Source organism: Gillisia xinjiangensis (assembly GCF_046298265.1).
In the GTDB taxonomy this organism is placed as follows: Bacteria; Bacteroidota; Bacteroidia; order Flavobacteriales; family Flavobacteriaceae; genus Gillisia; species Gillisia xinjiangensis.
Genome location: NZ_JBKAHK010000006.1, coordinates 165,515 through 182,812, shown reverse-complemented (window position 1 = coordinate 182,812; position 17,298 = coordinate 165,515). Strand labels below are relative to the sequence as shown.

Here is a 17,298-nt window from a genome sequence, read left to right as displayed (position 1 = left end):
AAGAATTCTTCCCGCTCTTCTTTTTTGATAATTTTTAATTTTTTTAAAATGTCAAAATTAGAAGAAATACTTTCAAAAAAAATACTTATTCTGGACGGTGCCATGGGCACGATGCTGCAGGACTATAAATTCTCTGAAGAAGATTTTCGCGGCAGTCGCTTTGCAGACTGGCCGGTTTCTTTAAAGGGAAATAACGACCTGTTATCCCTTACCCAGCCGGAGGCTATTGCCACAATTCACCGCAAGTATTTCCTTGCCGGTGCCGATATTGTGGAAACCAATACGTTTTCAGGAACCACCATTGCCATGGCCGATTATAAAATGGAGGAACTGGTGCACGAGCTCAATTACGAATCGGCCAGGATCGCGAAAAAGGTTGCGGAGGAACTTACTAAGGAAAATCCCCAAAAACCTCGTTTTGTGGCCGGAGCAATCGGGCCTACCAATAAAACAGCCAGCATGTCACCAAATGTGAATGATCCCGGTTTCAGGGCGATCTCCTTTGAAGAACTTAAAATCGCCTACAAGCAACAGGCAAGAGCGCTAATAGACGGCGGCGTAGATGTTCTTCTGGTAGAAACCGTATTCGATACCCTCAATGCCAAAGCGGCCTTGTTTGGAATAGATGAGCTCAAGGAAGAATTAAACAGTGCTATCCCTGTGATGATAAGCGGTACTATTACCGATGCCTCCGGGAGAACCTTGTCTGGCCAAACCGCCGAGGCATTTCTTATTTCAATTTCCCATATGGACTTATTGAGCGTAGGTTTTAATTGTGCCTTGGGCGCAAAACAACTTACCCCTCATCTTGAAGTCCTTTCTCAAAAATCCGGTTTTTATGTTTCTGCATATCCCAATGCAGGCTTGCCAAATGCTTTTGGGGAATATGATGAGTCTGCCCGGGAAATGGCGAATCAAATAAAAGAATACCTGGAAAAGGGATTGGTGAATATTCTGGGAGGCTGTTGCGGCACAACCCCCGAGCATATTAAGGCTATGGCAGATTTGGCAGAAGGCTACGAGCCACGGAAACTCTCAGGCCAGGAATCTTCAAAAATATTAGACTGAAATGGAACAAAAAAGCTATAGCAATCAACCGAAAAATTCATCAGATTTTTCTGAAGAAAAAAGGGCATTGCGTCCGTTGAAGTTGTCCGGTCTGGAGCCGCTTATTATCACTCCGGAAAGCAATTTCATCAATGTGGGCGAGCGCACCAATGTTGCAGGATCCAAAAAATTCCTCCGACTCATAAACGAAGGGAATTTTGAGGAAGCCCTGAATATTGCCAGAGATCAGGTGGATGGCGGAGCCCAGATCATCGATATAAATATGGACGACGGCCTCATCGATGGAAAAGAAGCGATGGTCAGGTTCTTAAACCTGATCATGGCCGAGCCTGATATTTCCCGCGTTCCCATCATGATAGATAGTTCGAAATGGGAAATTATAGAAGCCGGACTTCAGGTGGTCCAGGGGAAATGTATCGTGAATTCTATAAGTCTGAAAGAAGGAGAAGCGGAATTTTTAAGCCATGCCAAAAAGATAAAACGCTATGGTGCTGCAGTTGTGGTGATGGCTTTTGATGAAGTTGGCCAGGCTGATAATTTTGAGCGAAGAATTGAAATTGCAGAACGCTCGTACAGGGTTCTCACTCAAAAGCTGAATTTTCCGCCGGAGGACATCATCTTCGATCTTAATATTTTCCCCGTGGCAACGGGTATGGATGAGCATCGAAGAAATTCCATCGACTTTATTGAGGCTGTTCGCTGGGTAAAAGAAAATTTGCCCTATTGCAGTTTAAGCGGTGGTGTGAGTAATGTTTCGTTCTCCTTCCGCGGAAATAATCCGGTGCGGGAAGCTATGCATTCTGTCTTTTTGTATCACGCGATTAAAGCGGGAATGAATATCGGGATCGTGAACCCTGCCTTGCTGGATGTGTATGACAATATTCCAAAGGATTTGCTGGAGCGGGTGGAAGATGTGATTTTGGATCGCCGGGATGATGCCACCGAGCGGTTGTTGAGCTTTGCAGAGCAGGTGGTGGGAACTGCAAGGGAAAATAAGGTGGATCTTTCCTGGAGGGAAAGTCCATTGCAGGATCGAATAACACATGCACTGGTTAAAGGAATAGACGCCTATATCCTGGAAGATATTGAAACCGCCAGGCAGGAAGCCGCACAACCTATTGAAGTTATTGAAGGCAATTTAATGACAGGGATGAATGTGGTTGGAGATCTTTTTGGAAGCGGAAAAATGTTTTTACCACAGGTGGTGAAATCGGCCAGGGTGATGAAAAAGGCGGTGGCGTACCTACTTCCGTTTATTGAGGAAGCAAAAGATATTTTAAGAGCCGAAGGCTCTTATGATGAAGAAGTTTCAGGGCGAAGTTCAGGTTCGGCTGGCCGCATACTTCTTGCAACCGTAAAAGGCGATGTCCATGATATAGGAAAAAATATAGTGGGCGTGGTTTTGGCCTGCAATAATTATGAGATCATAGATCTTGGAGTGATGGTTCCACCGGAGAAGATCATTGAAACAGCAAAAAGAGAACAGGTAGATGTTATTGGCCTTAGCGGATTGATCACTCCATCCCTGGATGAAATGGTTTTTTTGGCCAGGGAAATGCAGCGACAAAATTTCACGGTTCCTTTATTGATTGGCGGTGCAACAACCTCCAGGGCGCATACCGCGGTAAAAATAGATCCGCAGTACAAAAAAGCGGTAGTCCATGTAAACGATGCTTCCAGGGCGGTTACCGTTGTGGGGAATTTGCTGAAGGAAAACTCCCGGAAAAAATATATGGATGATCTCAAGATGGAGTATGATACTTTCAGAAATAACTTTCTGAAAAGGGGTAAAGTGAAGGAGTATCTTCCTTTAGCTGAAGCCCGAAAGAATAAATTTAAGATCGATTGGGAAACCACGAATATCAAAAATCCGAAAAAACCGGGGATCCAAATAATCGAAGATTTTAATTTAAAAAAACTTGAAGAATTCATCGACTGGACGCCCTTTTTCAGAAGCTGGGAATTGCACGGGAAATATCCTGCTATTTTAACAGATGAGGTAGTTGGCGAACAGGCAACTTCCTTGTTTAGCGATGCACAGTTTCTGCTGCAAAAAATCCTGAACGAGAAATTATTAAAAGCCAAAGCGGTGTACGGATTGTTTCCTGCAAATGCTGTCAATGATGATGATATTGAGATAACATATCAGGATAATTCCGAAGAAAAAAAGATGATTTTCAGGACACTCCGGCAGCAGTTGAAGAAATTTGAGGGCAAGCCAAATTTTGCCTTAGCCGATTTTGTAGCGCCAAAGGAAACCGGAATTCAGGATCATATTGGATGTTTTTGTGTTACTACCGGATTTGGAACCCAGGAACTGGCAGATGAATTTGAGAAGGAGCTCGATGATTACAATTCGATTATGATAAAAGCATTGTCCGACAGGCTGGCGGAAGCTTTTGCCGAATATCTTCATAAGCAAATAAGAATAAAGGATTGGGGGTATGATGCTAGTGAAAAGCTTAGCAATGAAGAGCTTATCAAGGAAAGTTATAAAGGGATTAGACCCGCACCAGGCTATCCTGCCTGTCCGGATCATCTTGAAAAGATCAGCATTTGGGAAGTGTTGAAAGTTGAGGAGAATACCGGCGTAAAATTAACCGAAAGCCTTGCCATGTGGCCGGCTTCAAGTGTTAGCGGATATTATTTTGCCAATCCCGAAGCCCGCTATTTTGGGTTGGGAAAGATAACTGCAGACCAGGTGAAGGATTTCGCCGAAAGAAAAGATTTGCCGTTAAAATTTGCCGAAAAATGGCTGAGTCCGAATATAGCAGATTAATATTTTAAGACCTCAAAGGTTTCAAAAACCTGTGAGGTCTGGTTTAGAAAAAAAAGAAAACTGATTAATGAAAATTACAGAACACATACAAGCTTCAAATGGAAAAGCTTTATTTTCCTTTGAAATACTACCGCCTTTAAAAGGACAGAATATTCAGTCGATTTTTGATGCGATTGATCCTCTTATGGAATACAAACCACCGTTTATAGATGTTACCTACCATAGGGAGGAATATGTTTATACCGAGCAGAAGAACGGTTTTCTTGAAAAGAAGATCGTAAGAAAACGTCCCGGTACGGTGGGAATTTGTGCAGCTATTCAAAACAAATATGAGGTGGATGCAGTTCCGCATATCTTATGTGGAGGTTTCAATAAGGAAGACACCGAGAATTTTTTGATCGATCTGGATTTCCTGGGAATTAAAAATGTGGTTGCATTACGGGGAGATGCGGTAAAGAGCGAAACCTATTTTAGTCCGGAGCCTGGAGGGAATATCTATGCCAGGGATCTTGTAGAACAAATAAGCGCGATGAACAGCGGGAAATATCTCGATCACGCGATGGAAAACGGAAATAAAACCGACTTCTGTATCGGGGTTGCCGGCTATCCTGAAAAACATATGGAAGCTCCTAATTTGGATAAGGATATTGAACGCCTTAGGGAAAAAGTGGAAGCCGGAGCAGAATATATAGTAACCCAGATGTTTTTTGATAACCGTAAATATTTTGAATTTGTTGAAAAATGCAGAAAAAGTGGAATAAATGTGCCAATTATACCAGGCTTAAAGCCAATTGCGACAAAAAACCAATTAACAGTGCTTCCTCATAGATTCCACGTAGATTTTCCCGATGATCTTATTTCAGAAATAGAAAAATGCAGGGATAACAAGGAGGTGCATAAAGTGGGAATTGAATGGTGTATCAATCAGAGCAGGGAATTAATAGCAAATGGGGTTCCTGTGCTGCACTATTATTCGATGGGAAGAAGCACTAATATTCAGAAAATAGCATCGGCTATATTTTAATCCCTCCAGTGGGTAGTATAATTTTTATCGGGCTATTGAGCTTGCTCCGGGGGAATTGATTTTTTTGGTAGGTTTAAACCAAAGGCATTATTTTGTCGTATTTATAGTAGATTTGCCCCGTATGAAAAAAATGACTCTCTGCTTATTTTTGCTTTCCTATGCTTTTTCCCATTCCCAGAATGAGATCAAAAAACACTATGCTTTTGATGCCAACTATTTTTACGGAACCATTATGGAGCATAGTCCGAATCTTGCGCATCTAATCACCGGGCATCCTACCGGGGTTATTTTGAGTTTGAACCAAAAAACCTATGGCCTGGAAGCCTGGGAGCGCAGATACAATTATCCCGATTTTGGATATTCCTTTACCTACCAGGATATGAAGAATCAGTTTCTTGGCGAGACTTACGCACTATATGCACATTTTAATTTTTATTTCCTCAAACGAAATTTAATGTTTCGCATTGGCCAGGGATTGGCGTACAATACCAATCCATATCATCCGGACGATAATTTTATCAACAATGCCTTTGGGTCTTCCGTGATGAGTTCTACCTATTTAATGGCAAATTATCACAGGCAAAATATCTATAAAGGTTTTGGATTGCAGGCCGGGGTTTCCCTTATACATTATTCTAATGCCGATATGACATCTCCAAATAACAGCGCTAATACATTCACCTTTAACCTGGGGTTAAACTATTTGTTGGAACACGAAAATATTCCCGAATTTATTCCGAAGGATCCAAAAGAAAAGAACTATACCGAACCTGTACATTATAACTTTGCCTTAAGAAGCGGGATCAATACTACCGGAATTATAGGATCCAAACAATATCCTTTCCTTACTTTAACCGCTTTTGCCGATAAAGTGATCAATAAGAAAAGTACGCTTCAGGCCGGGACAGAGTTTTTCTTATCCAAAGCCATGGAGGAATTTATTTACTATCAGTCTGTAGCTTTTCCATCCGGAAAGACCGGTGGGGATGAAGATGCAAAACGGGTTGGGGTTTTCGTGGGCCATCAACTCACCTTTAATAAATTGAGCCTGATTACCCAGGTAGGATTCTATGCCTATTATCCGTATGATGATTATGTGGAGCGGATTTATAACAGGCTGGGATTAAGACGGAAGATTTCAGAAAATTGGTGGGCTTCGGCAACAGTGAGGTCTCATGCAGCCAACGCAGAAGCCGTTGAATTTACTTTAGGATACAGATTATGAACAAGATATTTGGATATTTAATGCTGTCGCTACTACTTCTGGGATGTGATACAGAAGATGCTCCCGGCTGTTTCAAAAAGGCCGGAACCATTACTTCTGAAGTGATTGAGGTAGCTCCGTTTGAGGAAATAATTGTGTATGAAAGGGTGAAACTCTTTATTAAGCAGGGACCTGTTCAAAGTGTGGAGATAGAAACCGGGGAGAATTTACGAAAGAATGTTTCGGTAAGTGTTGAGAACAAGCGCTTGAGTATCCGGGATGAAAATTCCTGTAACCTGATAAGGGATTATGGGATTACAAAGGTAACTGTAACAGTTCCTAATTTAACATGGTTGCAAAACAGCAGTGGAAGCGCCATTGAAAGCATAGGTGTTTTAAAGCTTGAAGAACTCTGGTTGCGATCTGTAAATCAGGAAAGGGATTCTTCCATCCATACCGATGGGGATTTTATCCTGGAACTGGATGTTGAAAATCTCAGGATCACAAACGATAATATTTCCAATTATTTTCTCTCCGGAAAGGTTGAAAATTTCAACGCGTTTTTTGCGGCAGGAGATGCCAGGCTGGAAGCTGGAAATCTTATCGTACAACATTATGATATCTTTCACCGGGGCACCAATAAAATGATCATCAATCCGCAGCAGTCCCTTCAGGGTGAAATACGCAGTACCGGCGATGTGATCTCTAAAAACCGACCTCCAATAGTGCGGGTGAAGGAATTTTATACAGGGAAATTGATCTTTGAATAAAGCCCCCTAACCCCCGAGGGGGAATAAAATTCTCCTTTTCCCGAAGGTGAAAAACAAGTTCCCCCTTTGGGGGTTAGGGGGAAGGAGGGGCTGTTAATTCTGAAAACAGGTTTTCCAAATTTTTTGTCTTCCGGTTTAGCTGAAGGGTTTTGAGTCCCATATCATGGGCGAAGTCAAAAACCGCGGGGCGCATATCTTTTTTGGAATCAAATCTTAATTCGTAATGAAATCCGCCGGTATTCTTTGCAGAACTAAGATGCGGCATTTCCTGTAATGCGACTTCCTCAATTCTGTAATCAAATTCCACGTGGATAATCTGGATGCTGTCATCCCGAAGTTCGCTCATTTTCATATCGGCCACAATTTTTCCGTGGTTGATGATGATTACCCGGTCACAAATGGCTTCCACTTCCTGCATAATATGCGTGGAAAGAAAGATGGTTTTTCCTGCCCGCCCATCTGGCAGATCTTTTGCGATGTTTAGGATTAAACTCCTTATTTCTATAAGTTGATTTGGATCCAGTCCGGTGGTGGGTTCATCCAGGATTAAAACTTCCGGATCGTGCAGCAAAGCTGCGGCAAGACCCACCCGTTGCCGATAGCCTTTAGAAAGTTGATGGATTTTTTTATTTGCCTCAGGAGTTAGTCCGGTAAGTTGGATCACCTCTTCAATTCTGGCTTTATCGGTTTTAAAGACAGCCGCATTAAATTCCAGATATTCCCTTACATACATTTCGGTATATAACGGATTGTGTTCCGGGAGATAGCCTATGCTTTGCTGAACTTTTTCCAGCTCCTGCGGAATTTCAAATTTATTCACACTCGCAGTCCCTTCTGAAGGGGATAAAAATCCGGTAAGAATTTTCATCAAGGTAGATTTTCCTGCTCCGTTAGGACCTAAAAACCCAACAATTTCACCCTTCTGAATAGAAAAGGAAACCTTGTCGAGCGCTTTTTGATCCCCGTAAAATTTAGATAATTCCTTAACCGAAATTGACATTGCGAAAGCTTTTTTTCAAAAGTAATAATAAATCCGTCATTGAGGGTTTAATTCTCCATCCAAAAACTCATTCAGAATAACAAAAACAACCCTGAAATGTCATCTGAACGCAGGGAAGAAATCCCGGAAACTTTTCCAAAGTTTAAAACTTTGGAAAAGTTGTTCGAACCTAAAGCAGAAAACACTTCAATAAACCATCAAATTATTTTTTGATTACCCGGTGCACTCACTGCATGGATTCTTCCTCGCCCAAAAGCTCGTTCAGAATGAACTGTGGAAAAAAAACCAGTTCCAACGAAACCGGTTTCGCATAAAAAACAAATTTTTTTGCGATTTTTTAAAATTATATTCTACATTAGCGAAATACAAAACGAACAATGATCAATTTACTTACCTGGAACGCTTTCTATTACTTTTATTTCTATTACAGAGATAGAATCGGGAGCGGCATGTAATTAAATGAAAAATTATATTTCAAATCCCGATGGCAACATCGGGATTTTTTTTTATTAAAATGTTTAAAATGGAAAAAATTATAGGAATTCAGGGAGCACAAGGTTCATTTCATCATTTGGTGGCCCAGGAATTCTATGGGGAAAATGTGGAAGTTCTGGAGTTCATGTCTTTCAGGGAACTTGTAGACAGTCTTGTGAAAGGAGAATGCGAGGAGGCGGTGATGGCAATCGAAAATTCAATTGCGGGTTCCATTTTACCTAACTACGCATTAATTGATGAGAACAATTTAAAAATTGTGGGAGAACATTATATCCCCATCAATATGAATTTAATGGCATTGCCAGGTCAAAGTATTGCCACGATTAAGAAGGTTTTTTCGCATCCTATGGCATTGTTGCAGTGCAAGGAATTTTTTAAAGGACATCCGCATATAAAACTTATTGAAGATACCGATACTGCTGAAGTGGCAAAAAGAATATCCCAAAACAGCTTAAAACATGTTGCTGCTGTTGCAAGTACAGCTGCAGCCAAATTATTTGGATTGGAAATACTGGCTGAGGAAATCCATACCAAAAAAAGCAATGCCACCCGGTTTTTGATCATCAGTAAAAAAATGAAAGAACCGAATGGAGATAAACTCGATAAAGCTTCTTTGAAATTTGAACTTGAAAGCAAGCGGGGAAGTTTGGTTTCGGTATTGAACATCATCCGGGATTTTGATATGGATATGACCAAAATCCAGAGTATGCCAATTATTGAAGCGCCCTGGAAATATTCATTTTTTGTGGATGTAACCTTTGAAAACCATTCAGAATTTCTAAAAGCGATGAAAATTCTTGAGGTTATGACAGAACAATTACATGTGTTGGGAACTTATAAAAACAGCTTATGATCGAGCAGGCAAACAGATTAAATTTAGTACAGGAATACTATTTTTCCACAAAATTGCAGGAAGTACGTTCGCTTTCAGCCAGCGGAAAGGATATTATAAACCTTGGAATTGGCAGCCCAGATTTGCCGCCTCCACCTCAGGTAATAGAGGCTTTAAACCTGGCGCTTACCAATACAGGCGCACATCAATATCAGCCGTATAGGGGAACCCTGGATTTCAGGAACGCGATTAAGGAATTTTACAAGAATCATTACCGCGTAGACCTTAATCCAGAAACAGAGATCATTCCCTTAATGGGCAGCAAAGAAGGGATCACGCATATTTCAATGGCTTTTTTAAATGAAGGCGATGAGGTTTTAATTCCGAATCCCGGATATCCTACATATACTTCGGTTACCAATTTGGTTGGTGCGAAACCTGTTTATTATAATTTAAAAGAGGAAACCAACTGGAATCCGGATTTGGAAGAAATTGAAAGCAGAGATCTCAGCAAAGTAAAGCTTATGTGGGTGAATTATCCCCATATGCCTACCGGAGCTTCAGCAAATGAAACGATTTTTGAAAAATTGGTCGCTTTTGCGAAAAAGAACAAGATCCTAATAGTGAATGATAATCCGTACAGTTTTATTCTGAATGATTCTCCGAGAAGCATTTTAGAAACTGAAGGAGCCAAAGAGGTGGTTTTGGAACTGAATTCTTTAAGCAAGAGTTTTAATATGGCCGGATGGAGGGTTGGGATGGTTTGCGGAAATGAAAAAAACCTGAACACTATTTTAAAAGTGAAGACCAATCTGGATAGCGGAATGTTTTACCCGCTGCAAGCAGGAGCTTCAGCCGCATTGCGCTTACCCGCAAGCTGGTTTACTTCCCTGAACAAGGTTTACGCAGAAAGAAAACAAAAAATCCTGAAGCTTGCAAAAGCATTGGGCTGTACACCTGGCAAGGACCAATCTGGCATGTTCGTTTGGGCAAAAGTTCCGGAAGGGGAAACTTCAGAAGGTTTGGTGAATAATTTACTATATACCCACAGTATTTTCATCGCCCCGGGTTTCATTTTTGGGGATCAGGGAGAAGGATATGTACGATTTTCCCTTTGTGCAACCAGCGAGGTGATCGATCGTGCAATTGAAAGGATAGGTTTATGAAGAACATACATGTCATAGGAATAGGGTTAATAGGAGGCTCTTTTGCACTGGACCTTAAAGCATTTTACCCGCAGGCAAAAATTGTTGGGATAGATAATTGCGAAGCACATTTGGAAAAAGCCAGGGAATTGGGAATTATAGATAAGAGTGCAGAGCTGGAGGATGTTGCCGGTTCAGATTTAGTGATTATCGCGGTTCCGGTAGATGCAGGAATAGGTTTGTTGAAGAAAGTTTTAGATCAAATCGGTGATCATACCCTGGTGATTGATGCGGGATCTACAAAGGAAAAAATATGCACTGAGGTTGCAACCCATCCAAAAAGGCGGAATTTCCTTGCAGCCCATCCTATTTCCGGAACCGAGTTTTCAGGCCCGGAGGCAGCTGTTTCAGAATTGTACCGCAATAAAACGATGATTATTTGTGAGGTGGAAAAAACTGCTTTCAAATTACAGGAAAAAGCCCTCGAAATCTTCAGGCATTTGGGGATGCGCATTCGTTATATGGATGCAAAATCCCACGATAAACATATAGCCTATGTGTCGCATTTATCACACATAAGTTCCTTTATGCTGGGAAAAACGGTTTTGGAAAAGGAACGGAATGAGCGTGATATATTCGATATGGCGGGAAGCGGATTTGCGTCAACGGTACGACTGGCAAAAAGCTCTCCAGCTATGTGGTCTCCCATTTTTCAGCAAAACAGGGAGAATATACTTGAAACTTTAACCGAATATATAAGCAATCTAAATCAATTCAAGAGCCTGATGGAAGAAAATAATTTTGAAGAGGTTTACAGGGAAATGGAAAAAACCAATCATATAAAATCAATTTTAAACGGAATAAATTAACACTAAGATTAAATCGAAGAACATGGAAAACAAGAAAGAACTCAGAAACTGGTTAGATGAATTCAATTTGGATCATCCCTTGGTAATTGCAGGCCCTTGTAGTGCCGAAACCGAAGAACAGGTGGTGAAGATCGCAAAACAGCTAAAAGACAGCGATGTGAGCGTATTGCGTGCCGGAATCTGGAAACCAAGGACCCGTCCCGGAAATTTTGAAGGAGTGGGAGCACTTGGTTTAAAATGGTTAAAAACCGCCAAAGAGGAAACCGGATTGTTGACCACCACCGAAGTTGCCAACCCTAATCACGTGGAGCTTGCTTTGGAAAATGATATTGATATATTGTGGATTGGAGCACGAACTACGGTTTCTCCATTTATAATCCAGGAAATTGCAGATGCGCTTAAAGGAACTGATAAAACCGTATTGGTAAAAAACCCCGTGAATCCCGATCTTTCCCTTTGGTTAGGTGCTGTAGAGCGCTTTTATACGGCCGATATTAAAAACCTTGGGGTGATTCACCGCGGATTTTCAGCCTACGAAAAAACCAAATACAGGAACAATCCGGAATGGCAAATTCCCATAGACCTGCAGAACCGTTTTCCGGATCTTCCTTTAATCCTGGATCCATCCCACATTGCCGGAAGGCGCGATACTATTTTTGATCTCTGCCAAACCGCATTAGATCTCAATTACGACGGATTGATGGTGGAAACCCATCACGATCCCGATAATGCCTGGAGCGATGCAGCACAGCAAATCACCCCTGCAACCTTAATTCAGTTTATGAAAGATCTTAAAATAAGAAAAGAAATTTCAGAAAGTGCCGAATTTCAGAACAAGCTGAATAATTTAAGAGCGCAAATAGACGTAGCAGATAATCATCTAATAGAACTTTTATCTAAAAGGATGAAAATTTCAGATGATATAGGAAAGGTGAAAAAAGATCAGAATGTTTCGGTGTTACAAACCAAACGATGGAATGAGATCCTGGGTAAAATGGTGCTTGAGGGAGAACAGGTTGGGTTAAGTGAAGAATTTATCCTTCGACTTTTTAAAGCGGTTCACCAGGAATCTATCAATCGTCAGGAAAAGGTGATGAAAGCCAAATAGAAATAAACCCCGCACTATATTTAGATACCAGTGCGGGTTTTTTTCCGTTTAGGATAAAAGTGAAAACCAATAATTTAAATGTAAATTTGCTTGTAATGGTTGAGGTTTTTGAGAAATTACAACTAAATACAGAGCATAATAAATTAAGTTTTTTAACTTTTTAAAAATTTTGATGAGAGGAATCGTTTATAAATCTACAGGGAGCTGGTACCAGGTAAAGGCTGAAGACGGGGAGATTTACAATTGCCGGATAAAAGGGAAATTCAGGCTTAAAGGGATTAAAAGCACCAATCCGGTAGCGGTGGGAGACCGTGTGAAATTTGATTTGGAGGAAGGACTGGAAGATGTGAAAGGGGTTATAAAGGAGATAGAAGACCGGGATAATTACATCATTCGCAAATCTGTAAACCTTTCCAAACAAACACACATAATAGCCTCAAATATAGACCAGGCATTTTTACTGGTCACGCTAAATAATCCGCCAACCTTCACCACTTTTATAGACCGGTTTCTGGTTACTGCTGAAGCATATCATATTAAAACAGTACTGCTTTTCAATAAAATTGATATTTATAATGAAGATGAGCTGGCAGAGATCAAATACCTGGCAGCGCTATATCGCGAGATCGGGTATGAATGCCTGGGAATTTCGGCGATGACCGGAAAAAATATTGATAAGGTTAAGAAGATGATGACCGGGAAAACCTCCATGATCTCCGGCCATAGCGGTACAGGGAAATCTACCCTGATAAACGCGCTGGAACCTACACTGGACCTGAAGACCTCCAAGATAAGCGTACAATCCAAACAGGGGCAACATACCACGACCTTTGCAGAGATGTACGATTTGAGTTTTGATGCCAGAATAATTGACACTCCGGGAATAAAAGGATTTGGTGTAGTTGAGATAGAAAAGGAAGAACTCGCGAATTATTTCCCTGAATTTTTTGCTTTAAAGGATCAATGTAAATATTATAATTGTTTGCATCTGGAAGAGCCAAAATGTGCAGTAAAAGATGCTTTGGAAGACGGTAGCGTTGCCTGGTCCAGGTACAAAAGTTATTTACAAATCATCAAGGGAGAGGACGAGCAGCAATACAGAATAGATAATTACGAAGAAGACCAATGAGAATAGTTTTACAGAGGGTATCCGAAGCTTCTGTTAGCATAGAAGGAACTATAAACGGTGCAATTCAGTCCGGGCTTTTGGTATTGCTGGGTATTGAAGAGGCAGATACAGCCGAAGATATAGACTGGCTGTGCAATAAGATCCTGAAAATGCGGATTTTTAATGATGAAAACGGAGTGATGAATCTTTCTTTGCAGGATATAGACGGAGAGATTTTAGTAATAAGTCAGTTCACGCTTCACGCCAGCACAAAAAAAGGTAACAGGCCGGGTTATATAAAAGCAGCAAAGCCAGAGATTGCCATTCCTTTGTATGAGGAATTCAATAAAAAGCTTGAGAATCTGCTTGGGAAACCCATAAAAACCGGAATTTTTGGGGCAGATATGAAGGTTTCTCTCGTAAATGACGGCCCGGTCACAATTTTAATCGATTCAAAAAACAGGGAATAATGGATATTCAAAATTCACAGTTAGCCGTAGATGAATGGATAAAATCGCACGGAGTGCGGTATTTTAACGAGCTCACCAATATGGCGCAACTCACAGAAGAGGTAGGAGAAGTAGCGCGAATAATTGCCCGCCGTTATGGGGAACAAAGTGAAAAAGAAAGCGATAAGAACAAGGATCTGGGAGAAGAATTGGCCGATGTAATGTTTGTGGTACTTTGCCTCGCCAATCAAACCGGGATTGATCTTCAGGAAGCTTTTGACAAAAAACTCGACCTGAAAACCAAACGCGATCATGATCGGCATCAAAATAATGATAAACTTAAATAAATGGCTTTTAAACGAATAGTTAAGGATAAAGCATTTTGGAAATCGGTAGCAGGAATGGGGATTGCATTTGCAATTATTTATCATTTTATTTCCATGTTATTTGATTACGGCGGATTTGAATTTTCAAAGTTTTTTGAAGCTAAACTCGGCGACGGAAATTGGGTTCAATTTACATTAGGGACTATTCTTGGCTCGCTGGTGTACGGATTTATTATTTCTTACGGTCAGTTTAGTTCCAGGATCAAAAAGGAAGAAAGAGACCGCTAAAATTTTTTAATTTAAAATCAGTACCGTCCGGTATATTGAATAAAGATCGTTCCGCCTTTGGCAGAACTGAAAGAATCAAGAACCAAGACTTGATTTTAATTAAATGATAAACATCTTGTTATAATATCTATATTTTTCAGAATACCCTAATTATTAGAATAATTTTAAAATTCCTAAATGCAAGGTGTATACTTTACAAATATCCCTGGATTGTTCATTTAATGTGTGATTTCAGCGATTACATAAATTTTCACCGGACAACAATGCTAAAAAAAAATTAATCCGAAATTTATAAAATGAAGATTCAACTATCCCATTCTCAAAAAAACCTGAAAGGAGACTTGCAAATCACTGGTTCAAAAAGCGAATCCAACAGGGTTTTGATCCTGCAGGCACTTTATCCCGGCATTCGCCTGGAAAATCTTTCCAATAGTGATGATTCCAGGGTGATGCAGGAAGCTTTGCAAAGGGATTCGGGAACCGTAGACATTCACCATGCGGGAACGGCTATGAGGTTTCTAACCGCATATTTTGCAGCGAAAAAGGGCTGTGAGGTAGTCCTTACCGGCAGCAAACGAATGAAGGAGCGACCGGTAAAATTATTGGTTGACGCCTTAAAGGATCTGGGAGCGGAAATTTCTTACTTAGAACAGAAAGGATTTCCGCCATTAAAAATTAGCGGGAAGGAACTTAAGAAGAGTTTTGTTTCGGTTAAAGCCAATATTAGCAGCCAGTATATTTCTGCTTTAATGTTGATCGCACCATCCTTACCGGAAGGTTTGGAGATACTGCTGGAAGGTACGGTAACTTCCACCCCATACATAGAAATGACCCTGGAATTATTGCATTTTTTAGGGATTGAAGGCGATTTTAAAGGAAATAAAATAAACATACAACCTAAGAAAAGTCTGGGGCAAAAAAAGGTAAAAATCGAATCGGACTGGAGCTCGGCATCTTATTTTTATAGTCTTGCAGCAATCAGCGAAACCGCAGATCTTAAGCTTTCGAATTACCGAAGAACAAGCTTGCAGGGAGATTCCTGTATCGCTGAAATTTATAAACATTTTGGAATCGTGACCCGATTTGAAGGAAATTCCATAATACTGGAAAAGCGACCTTGTAAAAAACCACGGCGTATCATTGAAAACCTTCAGAATGCTCCGGATATCGCTCAAACCATCGCCGTTACCTGCCTGGCTTTGGGCATTGAATGCGAACTAAGCGGGTTACATACCTTAAAAATCAAAGAGACCGACCGACTGGTTGCCCTAAAAACCGAAATGGAAAAACTGGGAGCCAGGGTACAAATCACAGAGGATTGCCTTAAGCTTTTCCCGGCAAAAATGCTGAACAAAAATATTTCTATTGCCACATATAACGATCATAGAATGGCGATGGCTTTTGCACCACTTTCATTAAAAGTACCGCTGGAAATAGAGGACGCAGGAGTGGTTTCAAAATCATATCCCGGCTTTTGGGAAGATTTGCAACAAATAGGTTTTAGTCTCGTAAAGCCTTCTAAATAAAGCTTTTCTTTAAATAAACCTCTATTTGCTTGACAACGCCTATTGGCAGGTTGTATATTTGCGCACTTAAAAAAATGTAACTATGGGAATGAAACTTTCACAATTCGGTTTTGAACTTCCGGAAGAACTTCTGGCAGAATATCCTTCAGAAAACAGGGATGAAGCAAGATTGATGGTGTTGAACAGAAAAGAGCAAACAATTGAGCACAAACAATTCAAAGACATTATAGATTATTTTGAACCTGAAGATGTTCTGGTGCTTAATAATACAAAAGTTTTTCCCGCAAGATTATATGGGAATAAAGAAAAAACAGGCGCCAGAATTGAAGTATTTTTATTGAGGGAATTAAATCCTGAGACTAAGTTATGGGATGTTTTAGTGGATCCTGCAAGAAAGATCAGGATTGGGAATAAGTTATATTTTGGGGAAGATGAAAGTCTGGTAGCAGAAGTGATTGATAATACTACTTCCAGGGGTAGGACCCTTCGGTTTTTATATGATGGCTCCTATGAGGAATTCAGAAAAAAATTGGATGAATTAGGGGAAACTCCGTTGCCAAAATATATCAAAAGAGATGTTCAGCCTGAAGATCAGGAAAGATATCAAACCATTTACGCTAAAACCGAAGGTGCAGTTGCTGCTCCTACGGCCGGTTTGCACTTTTCCAAACAACTGCTTAAACGCCTTGAGATTAAGGGAATTGACTTTGCTGAAGTAACCTTACATGTTGGTTTGGGTACTTTTAATCCGGTTGAAGTAGAAGATCTTTCAAAGCATAAAATGGATAGTGAAGAAGCTTTCATCGATACGAATGCAACCAGGATTATCAACAAGGCTATTAAGGAGCGAAGAAGAGTATGTGCAGTGGGAACAACCTCGATGAGAGTTCTTGAAAGTGCGGTTTCTTCAAATCATACCTTGAATGAATTCAGCGGATGGACAAATAAGTTTATATTTCCTCCGTATGATTTTAGCATAGCAAATTGTATGATCACAAATTTCCATACTCCAAAATCTACGCTAATGATGATGGTTTCTGCTTTTGCAGGACATGATTTTATGAAAAAGGCTTATGCTGAAGCGATCAAGGAAAAATATAAATTCTACACCTATGGGGATGCCATGTTGATTATTTAATCCCTCATTAAGGGTTTAATTTTCATTATACCTATTTTTTAAAGCCACGAATGCACGAATATTTAAATTTGTGTTTTGTGGCTTTTTTGTTTTTTTTCGATAATGTTTTTTTCCACTCTGCCGATTTATTACGGCCACGAATGCACGAATATTATATTTGTGCATTCGT

General features: G+C 40.4%; 16 protein-coding genes. 15 read left to right on the top strand and 1 reads right to left on the bottom strand.

What is annotated here, in order from left to right:
* Nucleotides 1-48 precede the first annotated feature (48 nt).
* From ACKGJN_RS11875 to ACKGJN_RS11855, 5 genes are all read left to right on the top strand, one after another.
* Nucleotides 49-1,068, top strand: coding sequence for a homocysteine S-methyltransferase family protein (locus tag ACKGJN_RS11875; protein WP_409539724.1), 1,020 nt, complete (start codon nt 49-51; stop codon nt 1,066-1,068).
* Nucleotide 1,069: 1 nt separating this feature from the next.
* Nucleotides 1,070-3,847 (top strand): methionine synthase, encoded by a 2,778-nt coding sequence (gene metH, locus ACKGJN_RS11870; protein ID WP_409539723.1) that lies wholly within the window; start codon nt 1,070-1,072, stop codon nt 3,845-3,847.
* Nucleotides 3,848-3,914: 67 nt separating this feature from the next.
* Complete coding sequence (gene metF, locus ACKGJN_RS11865) at nt 3,915-4,871, top strand: methylenetetrahydrofolate reductase [NAD(P)H] (protein ID WP_409539722.1); 957 nt, start codon at nt 3,915-3,917, stop codon at nt 4,869-4,871.
* A 121-nt stretch (nt 4,872-4,992) separates the two neighbouring features.
* The gene (locus ACKGJN_RS11860; protein WP_409539721.1) at nt 4,993-6,096 is read left to right on the top strand and encodes an acyloxyacyl hydrolase; all 1,104 of its coding nucleotides are present in this window, start codon (nt 4,993-4,995) and stop codon (nt 6,094-6,096) included.
* On the top strand, nt 6,093-6,845 hold the full coding sequence (locus ACKGJN_RS11855; protein WP_409539720.1) for a head GIN domain-containing protein: 753 nt from the start codon (nt 6,093-6,095) through the stop codon (nt 6,843-6,845). The genes ACKGJN_RS11860 and ACKGJN_RS11855 overlap by 4 nt, the downstream gene beginning before the upstream one ends.
* A gap of 73 nt (nt 6,846-6,918) precedes the next feature.
* Here ACKGJN_RS11855 and gldA read toward each other — a convergent pair whose 3' ends face one another.
* Complete coding sequence (gene gldA / locus ACKGJN_RS11850) at nt 6,919-7,845, bottom strand: gliding motility-associated ABC transporter ATP-binding subunit GldA (RefSeq protein WP_409539719.1); 927 nt, start codon at nt 7,843-7,845, stop codon at nt 6,919-6,921.
* A gap of 523 nt (nt 7,846-8,368) precedes the next feature.
* On the opposite strand from gldA, the gene ACKGJN_RS11845 reads away from it, so the two are divergent.
* The 10 genes from ACKGJN_RS11845 (at nt 8,369) to queA (ending at nt 17,129) form a co-directional block, all read left to right on the top strand.
* Entirely contained in the window at nt 8,369-9,193 is an 825-nt protein-coding gene (locus tag ACKGJN_RS11845; protein WP_409539718.1) for a prephenate dehydratase, read from the top strand.
* Nucleotides 9,190-10,338 (top strand): pyridoxal phosphate-dependent aminotransferase, encoded by a 1,149-nt coding sequence (locus ACKGJN_RS11840; RefSeq protein WP_409539717.1) that lies wholly within the window; start codon nt 9,190-9,192, stop codon nt 10,336-10,338. Before ACKGJN_RS11845 ends, ACKGJN_RS11840 begins: the two co-directional genes overlap by 4 nt.
* Nucleotides 10,335-11,186, top strand: coding sequence for a prephenate dehydrogenase (locus ACKGJN_RS11835; protein ID WP_409539716.1), 852 nt, complete (start codon nt 10,335-10,337; stop codon nt 11,184-11,186). The genes ACKGJN_RS11840 and ACKGJN_RS11835 overlap by 4 nt, the downstream gene beginning before the upstream one ends.
* Nucleotides 11,187-11,208: 22 nt before the next feature.
* Complete coding sequence (locus ACKGJN_RS11830) at nt 11,209-12,294, top strand: chorismate mutase (protein WP_409539715.1); 1,086 nt, start codon at nt 11,209-11,211, stop codon at nt 12,292-12,294.
* A 172-nt stretch (nt 12,295-12,466) separates the two neighbouring features.
* Entirely contained in the window at nt 12,467-13,423 is a 957-nt protein-coding gene (rsgA, locus tag ACKGJN_RS11825) for a ribosome small subunit-dependent GTPase A (protein WP_409539714.1), read from the top strand.
* Nucleotides 13,420-13,872 (top strand): D-aminoacyl-tRNA deacylase, encoded by a 453-nt coding sequence (dtd, locus tag ACKGJN_RS11820; protein ID WP_409539713.1) that lies wholly within the window; start codon nt 13,420-13,422, stop codon nt 13,870-13,872. Before rsgA ends, dtd begins: the two co-directional genes overlap by 4 nt.
* On the top strand, nt 13,872-14,198 hold the full coding sequence (locus tag ACKGJN_RS11815) for a nucleotide pyrophosphohydrolase (RefSeq protein WP_409539712.1): 327 nt from the start codon (nt 13,872-13,874) through the stop codon (nt 14,196-14,198). The genes dtd and ACKGJN_RS11815 overlap by 1 nt, the downstream gene beginning before the upstream one ends.
* Nucleotides 14,199-14,465: a hypothetical protein gene (locus tag ACKGJN_RS11810; RefSeq protein WP_409539711.1), complete on the top strand. Its 267-nt coding sequence runs from the start codon at nt 14,199-14,201 to the stop codon at nt 14,463-14,465.
* 296 nt (nt 14,466-14,761) lie between these two features.
* Nucleotides 14,762-15,991: a 3-phosphoshikimate 1-carboxyvinyltransferase gene (aroA, locus tag ACKGJN_RS11805; RefSeq protein ID WP_409539709.1), complete on the top strand. Its 1,230-nt coding sequence runs from the start codon at nt 14,762-14,764 to the stop codon at nt 15,989-15,991.
* An 82-nt stretch (nt 15,992-16,073) separates the two neighbouring features.
* Nucleotides 16,074-17,129: a tRNA preQ1(34) S-adenosylmethionine ribosyltransferase-isomerase QueA gene (queA, locus tag ACKGJN_RS11800; protein WP_409539708.1), complete on the top strand. Its 1,056-nt coding sequence runs from the start codon at nt 16,074-16,076 to the stop codon at nt 17,127-17,129.
* The last annotated feature ends 169 nt before the right edge of the window (nt 17,130-17,298 follow it).

Excerpts from the sequence above, each read along its gene's own strand:
- ACKGJN_RS11835 (WP_409539716.1), top strand. The coding sequence starts at position 10,335 with ATGAAGAACATACATGTCATAGGAATAGGGTTAATAGGAGGCTCTTTT.
- ACKGJN_RS11810 (WP_409539711.1), top strand. The coding sequence starts at position 14,199 with ATGGCTTTTAAACGAATAGTTAAGGATAAAGCATTTTGGAAATCGGTA.
- ACKGJN_RS11855 (WP_409539720.1), top strand. The coding sequence starts at position 6,093 with ATGAACAAGATATTTGGATATTTAATGCTGTCGCTACTACTTCTGGGA.
- ACKGJN_RS11860 (WP_409539721.1), top strand. The coding sequence starts at position 4,993 with ATGAAAAAAATGACTCTCTGCTTATTTTTGCTTTCCTATGCTTTTTCC.
- ACKGJN_RS11875 (WP_409539724.1), top strand. The coding sequence starts at position 49 with ATGTCAAAATTAGAAGAAATACTTTCAAAAAAAATACTTATTCTGGAC.
- ACKGJN_RS11840 (WP_409539717.1), top strand. The coding sequence starts at position 9,190 with ATGATCGAGCAGGCAAACAGATTAAATTTAGTACAGGAATACTATTTT.
- queA (WP_409539708.1), top strand. The coding sequence starts at position 16,074 with ATGGGAATGAAACTTTCACAATTCGGTTTTGAACTTCCGGAAGAACTT.
- aroA (WP_409539709.1), top strand. The coding sequence starts at position 14,762 with ATGAAGATTCAACTATCCCATTCTCAAAAAAACCTGAAAGGAGACTTG.
- gldA (WP_409539719.1), bottom strand. The coding sequence starts at position 7,845 with ATGTCAATTTCGGTTAAGGAATTATCTAAATTTTACGGGGATCAAAAA.
- rsgA (WP_409539714.1), top strand. The coding sequence starts at position 12,467 with ATGAGAGGAATCGTTTATAAATCTACAGGGAGCTGGTACCAGGTAAAG.
- dtd (WP_409539713.1), top strand. The coding sequence starts at position 13,420 with ATGAGAATAGTTTTACAGAGGGTATCCGAAGCTTCTGTTAGCATAGAA.
- ACKGJN_RS11830 (WP_409539715.1), top strand. The coding sequence starts at position 11,209 with ATGGAAAACAAGAAAGAACTCAGAAACTGGTTAGATGAATTCAATTTG.
- ACKGJN_RS11815 (WP_409539712.1), top strand. The coding sequence starts at position 13,872 with ATGGATATTCAAAATTCACAGTTAGCCGTAGATGAATGGATAAAATCG.
- metF (WP_409539722.1), top strand. The coding sequence starts at position 3,915 with ATGAAAATTACAGAACACATACAAGCTTCAAATGGAAAAGCTTTATTT.
- metH (WP_409539723.1), top strand. The coding sequence starts at position 1,070 with ATGGAACAAAAAAGCTATAGCAATCAACCGAAAAATTCATCAGATTTT.
- ACKGJN_RS11845 (WP_409539718.1), top strand. The coding sequence starts at position 8,369 with ATGGAAAAAATTATAGGAATTCAGGGAGCACAAGGTTCATTTCATCAT.